This is a genomic window from Acinetobacter sp. PC34 (genome assembly GCF_051789135.1).
Lineage (GTDB): Bacteria > Pseudomonadota > Gammaproteobacteria > Pseudomonadales > Moraxellaceae > Acinetobacter > Acinetobacter johnsonii.
In genome coordinates this window covers 2,963,111-2,976,725 of record NZ_CP196664.1, presented here as the reverse complement: position 1 = coordinate 2,976,725, position 13,615 = coordinate 2,963,111, and the positions used below count along the sequence as shown (strand labels likewise).

Annotated in this window: 11 protein-coding genes; 9 read left to right on the top strand and 2 right to left on the bottom strand. The window is 39.8% G+C overall.

Annotated features, from left to right (window positions below; genetic code table 11):
• Window positions 1-10: 10 nt before the first annotated feature.
• The 6 genes from ACSC9N_RS14545 (at window position 11) to ACSC9N_RS14520 (ending at window position 7,335) form a co-directional block, all read left to right on the top strand.
• Window positions 11-961 carry an RsiV family protein gene (locus ACSC9N_RS14545; protein ID WP_010325910.1) on the top strand — a complete coding sequence of 317 codons (951 nt, stop codon included), beginning with the start codon at window positions 11-13 and terminating at the stop codon, window positions 959-961.
• A 12-nt stretch (window positions 962-973) separates the two neighbouring features.
• Window positions 974-1,789 carry a TatD family hydrolase gene (locus ACSC9N_RS14540; protein ID WP_029574942.1) on the top strand — a complete coding sequence of 272 codons (816 nt, stop codon included), beginning with the start codon at window positions 974-976 and terminating at the stop codon, window positions 1,787-1,789.
• Between the two features lie 127 nt (window positions 1,790-1,916).
• Complete coding sequence (gene acnA, locus ACSC9N_RS14535) at window positions 1,917-4,670, top strand: aconitate hydratase AcnA (RefSeq protein ID WP_010325912.1); 2,754 nt, start codon at window positions 1,917-1,919, stop codon at window positions 4,668-4,670.
• Window positions 4,671-4,784: 114 nt separating this feature from the next.
• Entirely contained in the window at window positions 4,785-5,552 is a 768-nt protein-coding gene (locus ACSC9N_RS14530) for a tRNA threonylcarbamoyladenosine dehydratase (RefSeq protein WP_010325913.1), read from the top strand.
• Between the two features lie 99 nt (window positions 5,553-5,651).
• The gene (locus tag ACSC9N_RS14525) at window positions 5,652-6,761 is read left to right on the top strand and encodes a DUF695 domain-containing protein (RefSeq protein WP_010325914.1); all 1,110 of its coding nucleotides are present in this window, start codon (window positions 5,652-5,654) and stop codon (window positions 6,759-6,761) included.
• 64 nt (window positions 6,762-6,825) lie between these two features.
• On the top strand, window positions 6,826-7,335 hold the full coding sequence (locus ACSC9N_RS14520; RefSeq protein WP_010325915.1) for a hypothetical protein: 510 nt from the start codon (window positions 6,826-6,828) through the stop codon (window positions 7,333-7,335).
• 62 nt (window positions 7,336-7,397) lie between these two features.
• On the opposite strand, the gene dusA is transcribed toward ACSC9N_RS14520, so the two are convergent.
• Complete coding sequence (gene dusA, locus ACSC9N_RS14515; RefSeq protein WP_058952347.1) at window positions 7,398-8,420, bottom strand: tRNA dihydrouridine(20/20a) synthase DusA; 1,023 nt, start codon at window positions 8,418-8,420, stop codon at window positions 7,398-7,400.
• Between the two features lie 133 nt (window positions 8,421-8,553).
• Between dusA and ACSC9N_RS14510 the strand changes: the two genes are divergently transcribed.
• The gene (locus tag ACSC9N_RS14510) at window positions 8,554-9,702 is read left to right on the top strand and encodes a site-specific integrase (protein ID WP_004692382.1); all 1,149 of its coding nucleotides are present in this window, start codon (window positions 8,554-8,556) and stop codon (window positions 9,700-9,702) included.
• On the opposite strand, the gene ACSC9N_RS14505 is transcribed toward ACSC9N_RS14510, so the two are convergent.
• Window positions 9,686-9,958 carry a pyocin activator PrtN family protein gene (locus ACSC9N_RS14505; protein WP_004692381.1) on the bottom strand — a complete coding sequence of 91 codons (273 nt, stop codon included), beginning with the start codon at window positions 9,956-9,958 and terminating at the stop codon, window positions 9,686-9,688. The genes ACSC9N_RS14510 and ACSC9N_RS14505 overlap by 17 nt on opposite strands.
• Window positions 9,959-10,143: 185 nt before the next feature.
• On the opposite strand from ACSC9N_RS14505, the gene ACSC9N_RS14500 reads away from it, so the two are divergent.
• Window positions 10,144-11,028 carry a hypothetical protein gene (locus ACSC9N_RS14500; protein ID WP_017482056.1) on the top strand — a complete coding sequence of 295 codons (885 nt, stop codon included), beginning with the start codon at window positions 10,144-10,146 and terminating at the stop codon, window positions 11,026-11,028.
• A gap of 193 nt (window positions 11,029-11,221) precedes the next feature.
• Entirely contained in the window at window positions 11,222-13,567 is a 2,346-nt protein-coding gene (locus ACSC9N_RS14495; protein WP_017482057.1) for a hypothetical protein, read from the top strand.
• The last annotated feature ends 48 nt before the right edge of the window (window positions 13,568-13,615 follow it).

Genomic DNA, 13,615 nt, shown 5'->3' with positions numbered 1-13,615 from the left:
TAGGTTATTTATGTTAAAAAGCAAAACAATATTTACAATCAGCGTACTTGCAGCTGCAATCAGTTTGACAGCCTGCCAACCAAAAGATAAAGAGCCTCAAACTCCTGCAACGCAAACCACAGCGGCTTCAGAGATAGAAACAGCCTTAAAGCTGGTCGGTGACACCGAAAAATTACAATTCGAATTACCTGAATGTGATGGCAATGCTTGCCCAGAATTAAACATTGATCGTTTGCAAAGTAATCAAGCATTTATTGATGATTTTATTGATCAACAAATTGTCAAAGATCTCTCGCAGATTATTGATATTTCGCCGATGCATAGCAGTTCTGATAGCACGGCATCAAGTGCGGTGGCGGCAAGTTCTGAGCCTGCGGTAGTAGGCCAAGTCCTCACGCCTAAACTGAAACTAGAGAAACAAGTTCAACCTTATTTGGCCGCTTTTCTGGGTTTAGATCAAGAGTTGAAAGCTTTAAGTTCGAACCATCAAATTAGTTTGATGATTAAACCGAAAATTCTAAATGCCAAAGATCCTTTGGCCACGGTGGTGTTGAACACCAGCAGCTACTTAGGCGGTGCACATGGTTCATCGTCACAGCATTATTATAATTTTGACTTGAAGCAGCAAAAGCTGGTGAGTTTGGATGATCTATTGTTGCCGAATCAGAAGGCGGCGTTAAATAGAGTAGCGCATGAAGCCTTTCGTACTTGGGTTGTGGACTCTAAGTTAGCGACCAATGTCGATGAATATGAGCAAGCGTGGAAGTTTAGCTTGAGTAACAATTATTACTTGGGTACTGAAGGTCTGATTTTGCAATATGGCGAGTATGAAATTGGCCCTTATGTGGTGGGTTTACCGCGTTTAACTATTGGCTATGATCAACTCCAGAAAATTTTAAAGCCTGAGTATTTACCCAAAGCCAAACAGAGCGTACAGGCTGCTTCTGAAGCCAAGAGCTAATCAAGCATGAGCTTGCCTCTGTTCGATACCCATACTCATTTTGATGTTGCCGATTTTGATACTGATCGGCAGCATTTGGCTGAGCAAGCAAAACATGTTGGGGTAGAGGCACTGGTCCTTATTGGTTTTCTTGAATCACGATTTGATACGCTGATTCAGACCCATCAGCAATTAAAAAGCTGGAAGAATGTTCCGTGCTCTTATCTTGCCCCTGGTTTACATCCGTTTTATATCGAACAGCATCAGACCGAACACTTACAACGTTTAGAGCAGGTCCTGCAGCAGCAGGACTGCGTAGCTGTGGGTGAAATTGGTTTAGACACCTTTTTAAAAGAGCATAAACAGCCTGCACTTTTCGCCAAGCAGCAATCTTATTTTTCTGAACAACTGGAACTTGCTAAGCAATATCAAAAACCTGTGTTATTGCATATTCGCAAAGCACATGCAGAAAGCATTGCCATTTTAAAAGCCCAAAAATTTAAATTCGGTGGTATCGCTCATGCCTTTAGTGGTGGGGTGGAGGAAGCCAAGGCCTTGGTCAAACTCGGTTTTAAAATTGGGGTGACAGGGCAAATCACCAATCCAAATGCCAAAAAATTGCATCAAGTGGTGCAAGCACTTGGTAGTGAACATTTGGTGATTGAAACGGACTGTCCAGATATGACGCCGTTGTGTTGTCAAACATCGACTGAGCATCGCACCCGCAATACGCCGGTGAATTTACCTTGTGTTTTGGAGAGTCTCGCACAGACACTGGATCAGTCTGAGCGATCACTAGCAACTCAACTCTGGCAGAACTCATTGGCTGCGTTGCATTTAAAATTTTAGAAGAATAAGACAATAATCTCGATAAAAATAAGATAACCAAAAGGGAACACATTCTTTTTTAAACAGGCTTACATTAAAGAAAGAACATCATAATAAATAAATTCGCCAATACTGGGAGGGCAACCGAATGGCCAGATATAGCAAAATCAATAGTTTCAATGCATTACAAACACTCACGGTGGGTGAAAAATCCTATCAAATTTTTAACCTCCCTCAAGCCGCCCAAACATTGGGTAATATTGATCAATTACCCAAGTCTTTAAAGGTCTTACTCGAAAATTTACTCCGTTTTGAAGATCAAAAAAGTGTAAAAGTAGAGCATATTCAAGCCCTAGTCGATTGGCAAAAAACCAGAAGCTCTGATCAAGAAATTCAATTTCGGCCAGCACGCGTACTGATGCAGGATTTCACAGGGGTTCCCGCCGTGGTTGACTTGGCTGCCATGCGTGCCGCAATGGCACAAGCGGGTGGTGATCCGAATTTGATTAATCCCTTGTCCCCTGTCGATTTGGTGATCGACCATTCCGTGATGGTCGATCATTTTGCGGATAAAGATGCCTTTGCTGAAAATGTCGAAATTGAAATGCAACGCAATGGTGAGCGCTATCAATTCCTACGCTGGGGACAATCAGCTTTTAATAACTTTAGCGTTGTCCCGCCCGGTACAGGAATTTGCCACCAAGTCAATTTAGAGTATCTGGCTCAAGCGGTATGGCTGGGGGAGGATGAGGGACAAACTTTTGCGTTCCCTGATACCTTGGTGGGAACAGATTCACATACCACCATGATCAATGGCTTAGGTGTACTGGGCTGGGGTGTCGGCGGGATCGAAGCTGAAGCGGCGATGCTCGGGCAGCCTGTATCTATGTTGATTCCTGAAGTGATCGGTTTCAAACTCACAGGGAAATTGAATGAAGGCATTACCGCAACGGATTTGGTTTTAACCATCACACAAATGCTACGCCAAAAAGGCGTGGTTGGTAAATTTGTCGAATTCTATGGCGATGGTTTGGCCGACTTGCCTTTGGCTGACCGCGCGACTATTGCCAATATGGCCCCTGAATATGGTGCGACCTGTGGTTTTTTCCCGATTGATGACGTGACCTTGGCCTATTTAGCGTTGACGGGTCGTGAGCAACAACGGATTGATTTGGTTGAAGCGTATAGTAAAGCGCAGGGCTTATGGCGAAATGCAGGTGATGAACCCGTTTTTACCGATACTTTGAGCTTGGACATGAGCACCGTGCAGGCCAGTTTGGCAGGCCCTAAACGTCCGCAAGATCGCGTCTTGCTAGCAGATGTACCTAAAACTTTTCATGACTTGATGGAACTAAATCTCAAGCCAGCCAAAGAAGCCAAAGAGCGTTTAGAAAATGAAGGCGGTGGCACAGCTGTTGAAGCTAAAAAAGCCAATCTACCGCATGAGGAGCCATCTTGCACTATTGATGGAAAATCTTACCCATTGAACCATGGTGATGTGGTTATTTCAGCCATTACCTCATGTACCAATACTTCCAATCCCAGCGTGATGTTAGCCGCGGGACTCCTCGCTAAAAAAGCCATTGAAAAAGGTCTACAGCGTAAACCGTGGGTGAAAAGTTCGCTTGCGCCTGGTTCTAAAGTAGTGACCGATTATTTGGCTGCGGCTGGTTTAACACCGTATTTGGATGAGTTGGGTTATAACTTGGTCGGTTATGGCTGTACTACGTGTATTGGGAACTCTGGACCGCTGCCTGAACCGATTGAAGAAGCCATACAGTGCCATGATCTCAATGTTGCTTCAGTGCTTTCAGGCAACCGTAACTTTGAAGGGCGTGTACATCCTCTGGTGAAAACCAACTGGTTGGCTTCGCCACCTTTGGTGGTGGCTTATGGTTTGACGGGCAATATCCGTACAGATTTGACTACACAACCGATTGGTCTCGGCAAAGATGGGCAAGCGGTTTACTTGAAAGATATTTGGCCGAGTCAGGCTGAAATTGATCATGCGCTACAGAGCGTGAATACCGCGATGTTCCATAAAGAATATGCCGCAGTATTTGATGGTGATGCAGCATGGCAGGCGATTCAGATTCCTCAAAGTCAGACCTATGCTTGGCAAGAGAATTCAACCTATATTCGCCATCCGCCATTTTTTGAAGAGATTGGTCAGCCACCGAAACCGATTACCAACATTGAACAGGCACGTATTTTGGCTGTGCTTGGAGACTCGGTCACCACCGATCATATTTCCCCAGCGGGTAATATCAAGAAAGACAGCCCCGCAGGATGCTATTTGCAAGAACAAGGGGTTGAACCCAAAGACTTTAACTCTTACGGGTCTCGACGTGGGAACCATGAGGTGATGATGCGAGGCACTTTTGCCAATATCCGCATTAAGAATGAAATGTTGGGCGGTGAAGAAGGTGGGAACACGATCTATATTCCAACAGGAGAAACCTTGCCGATTTATGATGCCTCTATGTTTTATCAGCAGCAGCATACGCCATTAATCATTATTGCTGGGAAAGAGTATGGCACAGGTTCATCACGTGACTGGGCTGCCAAAGGCACGAACTTATTGGGGGTTAAAGCGGTGATTGCCGAAAGTTTTGAACGAATTCACCGTTCGAATCTGGTTGGTATGGGTGTATTGCCATTGCAATTTGTCGATGGACAAACACGCCAATCCTTAAATTTGACAGGTCGTGAAGTGCTTTCGATTCATGGATTATCAGATGATATCCAGCCTCATCAAACCTTGGATGTTCAGGTGCTTCGAGAAGATGGCAGCCAAAACCAATTTACAGTGTTGTGCCGTATTGATACCTTGAATGAGGTGGAATATTTTAAAGCTGGCGGCATTTTGCATTATGTACTGCGTAATTTAATTGCAGCCTAATCTCAATGAAATAAAGCCCTGTCATCAGCAGGGCTTTATTGTTTGTAGCGATACATTCAATCCAAAGTCGTATTCAGGTAAAATGAACACGATTTTACCGATATAGATGTACGCATGACTGATCTGCAACATGATGAATATGACCGCCGTTTTGCTGGTGTAGCCAAAATTTATGGAGACGAGGCCTTTTCATATTATGAAAAAAGTCATGTGATGGTGATCGGAATTGGTGGTGTAGGTTCGTGGGCAGTCGAGGCTTTAGCGCGTACAGGCGTTGGAGAATTAACACTGGTTGATATGGACTCAATTGCGGCTTCGAATATTAACCGCCAACTGCCAGCCATGAGCTCAACCTTGGGACATGAAAAAATTGAAGTGATGGCCGAGCGTTGTCGATCCATCAATCCACGGATCAAAATCAATTTGATCGATGACTATTTGACCCCAGAAAATGTCAAAGAAATTTTAGAACATCGACCAGATTTAATTTTAGATTGTATTGATGACGTCAAAGCTAAATTAGCACTGATGTTGCACTGTCGTTTTAATAAGATTCCATTGATTGTTTCAGGGGGAGCTGGGGGTAAGCTCGACCCATTGAAAATCCGAGTGGCTGATTTGTCTAAAACTGAACAAGATCCAATGTTGGCAAAGCTTCGAACCCAGTTGCGTGGCATGGGGATTTGTAAAAAACCAAAAGAAAAGTTCGGGATTAGCTGTGTGTATTCGATTGATAATCCATTTTCCAGTGCAGATGTGTGTCCAAGTGCAGGCCTACGCTGTGGTGGCTATGGTTCTGCGGTGGTGGTGACTTCAAGCTTTGCGATGGTGGCAGTGGCGGAAGTGCTGAAAAAATTAGATGGAATGAAAGCGAAACAATAAGACTGTTTTAGGTTTAATTGGACTGTATACATCGATATATTGATACAGTCCATAGACCACAAAAAATATTGAAATCAATAGAAAAAAGAGAAAAGAAAAATGAGCTTTTTAAAAAAATTATGGGGTTCTCAAAAACAAAAAACGCCTGCGAATGAAAATGCATATACTGCATTTTGGCAATGGTTTCAGCAGCATCAACAGCATTTTCACCACATTGTGAATCAAGGCAGTAAAACTGAAATCGAGCGAGATTTCTTTGATCGATTGACGCCTGAACTGGAAAAAGTCCATAGCGGCATCTTTTTTCTGACGGGCATGTTAACCCCACAAACAGCTGAATTAATTCTTACCCCTGATGGCATCATTCCAAATATTGTTTTTGTGGAAGAGCTGATTGCAGCTGCACCAGAGATTGCAGGGTGGAAGTTCACTGCGCTTAAACCTGAAAGCGATATTCATCAAGTCGGGATTAATATGCATGGCTATGAGTTTAGTCAGCAGACTTTGTCTTTTTATTTTAACCAGCAAGCCGAGTATCCCGATGAGATTGATCTGGTCGTGGTACATGATGAATATAATGCAGCTGAAAACGATGCGTTTTTACAGGCTGTGTATATTTTTCTCGATAACTATTTGGGCGAGTATGATGCGGTCACCAAATTGGACAATGTTTATGTCCAGTCTAAGCAAGATGCCGAAAAAGAATTGCTACCGATTAACTTGCTCAAAAACATTTTAATTTTAAAAAGTAGTGAAATTTCAAGATTAGACAAAATTACCCGTTCAAATACGGATGCCGATGAATTTGTCAGTTTGGAGGGAGAAACCAATGAGAGTCTACCGTTGCTGGCGACTTTAAATCGTACACTTTTAACATGGGATCAAAAAGCTTCGCATCCGTGGATGATGTTGATTGAAATCTCTTATGATGGTCAGCATTCAAATGGCATGCCTGCATCTACAGATTATGAGCTACTGAATTTGATAGAAGACGAATTATTACAAGAGCTTAAGGATGTGGATGGCTATTTAAATATTGGTCGTGAAACGGGTAATCACTTAAGAACCATATATTTTGCGTGTAAAGAGTTTCGAAAGCCATCCAAAGTCATTGATCAAGTAATTGAAAAATATAAAGACAACTTTGAAATAGAGGTCAGTCTGTTTAAAGACAAATACTGGCGTGCTCTGAGTAAATTTACCGGTTAAGCTCTTATATAAAAGAAGAGTTCGCCTGAAGCACTTTTAAAATATAAAGGGATAAAGCAGCTCCATGACTCATCTTTCAGGGCATTCCAAACTTGATGTTAAAATAGTGGCTTTAGGGATCATTTTGAGTTGTGGTGTTGTATATGCTATTTACTCAACCGTTCGTCATTTTTATGTTTTAAATCAGGTCAATGAAGCCAAAGAAATGATGAGTGATATACAGTCATTATTGGTTTGGTCAATGCATCAGCATCATGATGATGTCACGAAGGCTTGTCATTTTAAAAATATACAACAGATTGCTCAATCCGTAGAATTTCAAAATATGAATTGTATTTTAAAATTACAGGATCAAATACGTCAGCAAAGTCAATTTGTTGAACAGCTCAAAGTAAATGCCACACCTGATTTACATGGTTGTATAACCACGGCTTATTTTAGAAAAGAGCCCTTTGTTAGTGAGTATATTGCAGCAAAGTATATTTCTTATCATTATGATTTTAAAACTGAAACAATAAAATGTTTGACCGATATCCAAAAGCGTTCTTTAGTAAAACCTTGTACTCGGCTATAACGGTGAAATATAAAAAAGCGAAGCAGATGCTTCGCTTTTTTATGTTAGATCAACGTTCTAAATTACTGGGCTAGAGTGTGTTCTTTTAAATAATCTTCGGTGCGTTGCATTGCGTCTTTAATGTTAAGAATTGCATTTTCAACATCGGCAAAAGTCTTGGCATTACCACCACTTAAAGCCTGACGCCACTTGCGAGCGCCCGGAAGGTTTTGGAATAGCCCAAGAATATGGCGCGTGATAATCGACAAAGGCGCACCTTCTTGCATACGCTTTGCAATATAAGGCAGCATTTGGTCGATAATTTCAAAACGATCAGGTAGATCCAAATTCCATAATTGACCAATCTCAGCCAAAAGATAGGGATTATGATAGGCCTCACGACCAATCATCACACCATCAACATGTTTGAGATGTTCTTGTGTTTCAGCAAAGGTTTTGATCCCGCCATTAATTTCAATCAATAGATTTGGACGTTCTTGCTTTAAACGATAGACATCTTCATAACGTAGTGGGGGAATGTCACGGTTTTCTTTCGGAGAAAGCCCCTGAAGCAAGGCAATACGTGCGTGTACGATAAAATTATCGCAGCCCGTTTTCGCGACTGTATCGACAAAATGTAGCATTTCTTCATAAGAATGCATGTCATCAATCCCGATACGGTGCTTTACCGTGACTGGAATCTCCACGGCATTTTGCATTTCAGCAATACATTCAGCGACAAGGTCAGGTTCTGCCATGAGACAGGCCCCGATTTTATTATTTTGTACACGGTCGCTTGGACAGCCGACATTTAAATTGACTTCATCATAACCCCAGTCTTGTGCCATTTTGGTGCAAGTGGCTAAGTCTTTAGGATTTGAGCCACCGAGTTGTAGCACAATCGGGTGTTCTTCATTGTTATAGTCGAGATGACGATTTGCACCGCCAAACAGAATCGCGCCAGTGGTCACCATTTCGGTATAAAGGATGACATTCGGGTTAAATAAGCGGGCAAAGAAACGATAATCTTTGGTCGTCCAATCCATCATCGGGGCAACACTGATTCGCGGAGATTGAGTGTTTTCAATGTTTTTGTTAATAGTCATTAAAAATCATACCTTTAAACTATATTTCGCAACCTGCGCGAATCTGTTTTAACCAGTGTTTAGGTGGGTTAATCGGTTTGCATTTACACCAAATTTTACACCATAATGGAAAAAACATGTTGTGGTGTAAATTATGGGATCAATTACAGCAAGGAAAGGTGCAGATGGTAAAGTTAACTATCGTGCTGCGATTCGAATCACTCGAAAGGGCTTTCCTGCTTTTTCTGAAAGTAAAACATTTCACTCAAAGAAATTAGCTGAAAACTGGATTAAGAAACGAGAAGTCGAAATTCAAGAAAATCCTGATATTTTGCTTGGCAAAGAAAAGTTGATTGATCTGACCTTATCAGATGCCATAGATAAATATTTGGATGAAGTCGGGAGCGAGTACGGAAGGACGAAACGCTATTCTCTGCTCTTAATTAAGAAACTACCAATTGCGCGCAATATTATCACAAAAATAAAATCAGTACATTTGGCCGAGCATGTGGCTTTAAGGAAGGGTGGAATTCCGTACCTCGATCTTGAACCTATTGCAACTAGTACACTGCAACATGAGCTTTTACATATCAGAGGTGTTCTTTCTCATGCTGCTGTTATGTGGGAAATGGATATTGATTTAAATAGCTTTGATAAGGCTACTGCTCAGTTAAGAAAAACACGTCAAATATCCTCCAGTCAAAAAAGAGACCGACTGCCTTCGAGAGATGAATTGATTGCATTGACGAAGTATTTTGCAGAACGATGGAAGCTAAATCGTTATGGCTCTAAATACCCAATGCATTTGATTATGTGGTTTGCAATTTTCTCATGCAGACGTGAAGCTGAATTAACACGATTGTATCTTCGAGATTATGACCCACATCATTCAACGTGGAAAGTGCATGATTTAAAGAATCCTAATGGTTCTAAAGGTAATCATAAGTCATTTGATGTACTTGATCCGTGTAAGGTGCTGATCAAAAGACTGAAACATTCAGAAGTTCGAGAACGGATGCTAAAGCTTGGACATAATGAAAATTTGTTATTGCCTTTGAATCCCAAAAGTTTGGGTAAAGAGTTTAGAGAAGCTTGTAAAATTTTGGGGATTGAAGATTTACGATTTCATGACTTGAGACATGAAGGCTGTACTCGATTAGCTGAACAGAGTTTTACTATTCCTGAAATTCAGAAAGTAAGTTTGCACGATTCTTGGGGGAGTTTACAGCGTTATGTATCAGTGAAAGCGAGAAGAAATATATTACAGTTGGAGGAGGTGCTACGCCTCATCGATGAAACGTAGCAAAATCTTTGGATGCCTCTGAATATTGCTTATCCAAGACAGCAGCAAGATCCTTAATGTGTACCAAAAATGGAGCACGTTTACTTTTATCTATTTTGAATACTGAGAAAGGGAATTGTTGATTATTCGCTTTTCTCAGTGCTTCGGCTTTGCTGAGGTGGGGATAATAGTCAGAAACTACTGTCATTAGTTCAACGGTCATAGAACGATACTTTATAAAAAGTAGTTCGGTAGTATTAATTTGAAAGCAACTCATGAAGTGGGTATTCCATACATAAAACTTTTTTAATTTGAATGGGTCACCTTTGAAGTAAGGCTGACCATCCCTATGTCTTAATCTTATTTTTTTGATGTAGGTCTTTATGTAATACTAATAATTAGAAATAATATTTTACTAGAGTTGTGGTATAACATATTGAAAACTATTATTTAGATTCATAAATGAGAAATTGCACACTTCTTGATTTTGAGCAATTGCAGGATGAAATTCTGAATTGCTTTTTGGATCATGCTGGACGTTTTTTAAGAGAACATAAAATAATAAGCGATCCTGACCCAAAGACTGAGTTTGAAGCGTCAGAACGCGAATTTTTGGTTGAACTGATGGTAGAGCATAGCCAAATGCAGTTCTTTGGTGAAACGTATTCGGTACAAGACTTGCTGAATTTGCTTGGTCAAATTAATACGGTAATAGAGGGGATTCGTGATTATAGACAGCAGCAGATTAATGAGAAATATTCTGAAATATTAAATAAATATATTGAGTTGGTTGTTGATGAAGGCGGGAGAGTCTACACCTATAACCCGAGTTTGAAGCGTAGAATCAATGGAATTTTGAATATAAGAAAACGATATGCGCCGCTGTTGCATAAAAAGCTTGAAATATTCTATTCAGAATTAACTGGTTATGCTCAAAAAAATGGCAGATTTAAAAATGCTTCGCAGGCAGTACAACTGATTTTACCCGCGCTGCAAATCAAGTTTAGAGAGTTTGATTTGCAATGGGTTCAAAGCAGATTAGAGACAAATAAACAGAAAATTTTAGATTTAACAGAAGCCAGAAAAAATAACGAGAATAAAGAAACCTGTGAAGATGATGATTTTGGTGTGTCATTTAAAATTCAGGATAGAACCTATCTAAACCAGATCAGGGAATTACAGAATGAAAATAAAAAATGGGAACAGTTTCTACAGCATCCAGAGCGGTATTTTCCACAGCAAAAGCAACTCCCATTTAATACAGCATATTGCGATGAAGTACTAGTCAATCACCTGCGACGACATCGAAATCTTATGGTGAAAATTCTCGTTCATCATTCAGGTTGAGCTTGGAAACCTGTCTAAAAAGGTGTTTTTTATTCTGATTTTTGATAATGTGAAGATAGGGTCTTAAATTAAAAATAAGCAGAGTAATATAGTATTTTGACTATGTAATGAAATTGGGGGATTTGGGGTGGTATCGGGGAAAATTAGTTATCGGCAGAGGGTGAAGGACATTTCAGGAATAATTCTCTTTTGGATGAGACTTGTTCAGTTTAATTATTATTTTGATCCTGCTGGAGGAGTACGGCAACAACCGAATAAAGCACAAAAAATTGGGTTAGATTTTCTTTCTAAGCTGTATGAGTTTAACCTATCTAAAGCATATGTAGAAGACAATTCTGATTTTTTTAGAGATCAAATACTGGCATCTTTCCATCGCGTCCTAGAAGATAAAAAAAAGCAATATCATCATCTTTCAGCGTGTCTAACCTCTGTAAAGCTTAAACAAGCTTCAGTATTCCCATTTTACACTGAAATGCGCTTGATCGATGCTCAAATCGAATATCCTGCCTTATTTGCTAAGGCTGTCGATCAGCATACGATTCCCTTCATCAAAATTGATTTTCCAAAAGGAAATATCGATCTAAAGACGTTAAGTTTTTTTGATCAGCAACTCACCATTCCTGATCAATTCATGAATGAGATGGATCGTCGAATTATTCCGTTTCAAGCAAAACTTGATGCTTGCTTCAAGCACAGCCAATCCATTAAATTTATCAGCCTAAAATTATTGTATATCGATCCCTTATACAATGTATCGGCTGACTCCAATAATCTAAATCATGCTAAAGAGCGCTGTCAAAAGCACCTGCAATTTTTTAGAGCGGAAATACGCAATATTGAAGGATTGCTGACACATTTTGATAAAATTGAATTTGGTATTAATTACTGTTTTAATATTTTTGCTGTTTTTTGTTTTAGAAATACACGTTCAGAAACGATCGCATCACTCGAAGAAAAAATTCGGCAGGTCTGGGAAAGTACGTTTTATGATTTGACGGAATTCGAACGTTGTACTTTGGCTCCTGGTTTAGAATTGCAAACCAAGCCTTATTGCGTGAGGGTGCAAAATTATCAGTGGGATGATTTTGAGACGGATGGAATTCTAAAAAAAGACTCAGCAAAATACAAAAATTTTGTTCGGACCACGTTAAATTATTTTGCTAACCAAACCGAGCTTTTTACTGTAAGTATCGCAGGACACGCATTAGAAGCAGGATGCTATTCAGAATTCGAAACAGCCAAAGATCAGCCAGTACTTGCTAAAACAGCAGTAAAGCAAAAACGAAATACTGTTCATAAACCTTATTCTGCTCATCAAAAAATATACGCAGATTTACTCAAAAAAAGTAAATTTTCCAGATCTGTTGCTGGGCAACTTGCAGAAATTCAACATTGCTATAATTTTTTAATACGAAAATTCGAAATCGCTTATCCCTTCAATCTTTATACAGATTTTCAATGGCTGATTAAAATTGAAATGTTTGTCTACTTGGCTGGAGAGTGGAAGCAATCATTGTATCAACCTTTAATGGTTAATCGTCCTATTTGGGCAACGGATCTCAATCGAATTTATGAGTATTTCTTTGCTGGAGTGAGCTTTATAGATATTTATACATCGCTGAAAAGATTGCTTGAGGAGTATGGCTGTATTTTTAGTACAAGAGTTCTGGTTGGTTTTTTGGCATTGCAGCAGATAGAAGAAAGGCAGGCTAAGTTCCATATGCAGGTGATGCGTCCAAATGAAATTAAGCACACACTTGTTGAAAATATCCGTTCTTTATTAGCAGGAACATTAGTTGAATTGTGTGATTATGGGAAAGCCTTAGATCAGATCGGTGTATCAGTCTTAAGCAGATTCAGCTATATCAACCATACACTTAAAAAGAAAGAGCTAAGCACAGTAAGGGAAAATGCGCAACACCAAGGACAGTCTGTAGCAAAATGGTTAAATTCACAAAGTGCACAAAGCAAAAAAGCGTATAGAATGTATTTGAAATACTGGGATGAGATGCAGGCTTATCAGGGGACACATGTATTGCTAACTCTGGTGATTGGCTGTGGCAATTTTACTGAAAATTTTACGATGATTGATTCTACAATTCGTAAGGCAATAGATCGATTGCAAAAAGTGGGTCAGCCAGAAATCTATGCATATCTTGGTCATTGGACCATCATTCAGTGTCAATCAGCTCAGCCCACTTATAAAGTAACCCTGTTGTTTTCGATCGATAGTAATTATACCGATTATGATGAGCGGACTGGCGAGTTGGGAGGGGGCTTCAAAACACTGTTTCTCGCTAAATTAAGAATGTTGTTCGGTAAATACAATGATAATAACACCATTGATGCGGATCATGTATCTATTGACATTTCAACATCCAGATTAGATGACGTAGACTTCCAAACTTTGGAAGAAGATCGAAAAAAACTGAAAAAAATATTGCATTCATGGTTCTATGAAGCCAGTCATTATTTTCAGTATTTTGTTTTGACCCCAATTGCGAACAAAAAAAATATTAAGGGGATTCAGAGAAAATAAAGCTGAAAACCATTTTTCTGACTTAACTATCGTAACGCTAAAATATAT

Excerpts from the sequence above, each read along its gene's own strand:
- ACSC9N_RS14505 (WP_004692381.1), bottom strand. The coding sequence starts at position 9,958 with ATGAGTTGCTTTCAAATTAATACTACCGAACTACTTTTTATAAAGTAT.
- ACSC9N_RS14530 (WP_010325913.1), top strand. The coding sequence starts at position 4,785 with ATGACTGATCTGCAACATGATGAATATGACCGCCGTTTTGCTGGTGTA.
- ACSC9N_RS14510 (WP_004692382.1), top strand. The coding sequence starts at position 8,554 with ATGGGATCAATTACAGCAAGGAAAGGTGCAGATGGTAAAGTTAACTAT.
- ACSC9N_RS14500 (WP_017482056.1), top strand. The coding sequence starts at position 10,144 with ATGAGAAATTGCACACTTCTTGATTTTGAGCAATTGCAGGATGAAATT.
- ACSC9N_RS14495 (WP_017482057.1), top strand. The coding sequence starts at position 11,222 with ATGAGACTTGTTCAGTTTAATTATTATTTTGATCCTGCTGGAGGAGTA.
- dusA (WP_058952347.1), bottom strand. The coding sequence starts at position 8,420 with ATGACTATTAACAAAAACATTGAAAACACTCAATCTCCGCGAATCAGT.
- ACSC9N_RS14520 (WP_010325915.1), top strand. The coding sequence starts at position 6,826 with ATGACTCATCTTTCAGGGCATTCCAAACTTGATGTTAAAATAGTGGCT.
- acnA (WP_010325912.1), top strand. The coding sequence starts at position 1,917 with ATGGCCAGATATAGCAAAATCAATAGTTTCAATGCATTACAAACACTC.
- ACSC9N_RS14545 (WP_010325910.1), top strand. The coding sequence starts at position 11 with ATGTTAAAAAGCAAAACAATATTTACAATCAGCGTACTTGCAGCTGCA.
- ACSC9N_RS14525 (WP_010325914.1), top strand. The coding sequence starts at position 5,652 with ATGAGCTTTTTAAAAAAATTATGGGGTTCTCAAAAACAAAAAACGCCT.